The organism is Bacillus sp. LR_5, from assembly GCF_042709275.1.
Window position 1 is genome coordinate 1 of record NZ_JAVAXX010000664.1, and the last position, 830, is coordinate 830.

Annotated in this window: 2 protein-coding genes; both read right to left on the reverse strand. The window is 40.2% G+C overall.

What is annotated here, in order from left to right; translation table 11 throughout:
- Positions 1–507, reverse strand: a 507-nt coding sequence (gene frr / locus RAC86_RS39345) for a ribosome recycling factor (RefSeq protein ID WP_377887031.1), incomplete at its 3' end; no start/stop codon positions are given.
- A 1-nt stretch (position 508) separates the two neighbouring features.
- On the reverse strand, positions 509–830 hold a 322-nt coding region (locus RAC86_RS39350), incomplete at its 5' end, for an amino acid kinase family protein (protein ID WP_483861772.1).

The following is an 830-nucleotide window of genomic DNA, read 5'->3' on the forward strand; positions in this document are numbered from 1 at the left end:
CGACACATATTCATCTGTCAGTTTTTGAACGTCTTCAGTGGAAGCACGCAGTTCATCCTCAGTAATGTCTCCGTTTTTCTCAAGTTTTTTGAGATCATCGTTAGCATCACGGCGAACGTTACGAACAGCTACTTTTGCTTCTTCAGCATATTTTTTTACAACTTTCACTAATTCTTTCCGTCTCTCTTCTGTTAGTGCCGGAATTGCAATTCGAATCATATTGCCGTCACTTGTTGGTGTAAGACCTAAATCAGCTTTTAAAATCGCTTTTTCGATATCGCCAATTGCTGTTTTGTCGTATGGCGTGATAACGAGCATACGAGCTTCAGGCACGTTAATAGAAGACAACTGATTTAAAGGTGTCTGCGCTCCGTAATATTCAACTGTTACTTTATCTAATAATGATGGATTTGCACGGCCTGCGCGTACAGTAGCCAATTCGCGCTGATAAGCAGCAATTGCTTTTTCCATTTTTTCTTTTGTTTGAGTTAATACTTCTTTTGACACGTTATTTCCCCCTCACGATCGTTCCGATTGATTCACCGATAACGGCACGTTTGATATTTCCTTCTTCCATAATAGAAAAGACGATAAGCGGAATGTCATTGTCCATGCATAAAGAGGAAGCTGTTGAATCCATGACTTCCAGGCCGTCTTTAAGAACGTCAAGATAAGAAAGTGATTCATACTTAACAGCTGATTCATCTTTTCTAGGATCAGCATTATACACACCGTCAACGTTATTTTTAGCCATTAAAATAACGTCTGCCTCAATTTCAGCAGCCCGCAGTGCAGCTGTCGTATCAGTTGAGAAATATGGGTTTCCTGTG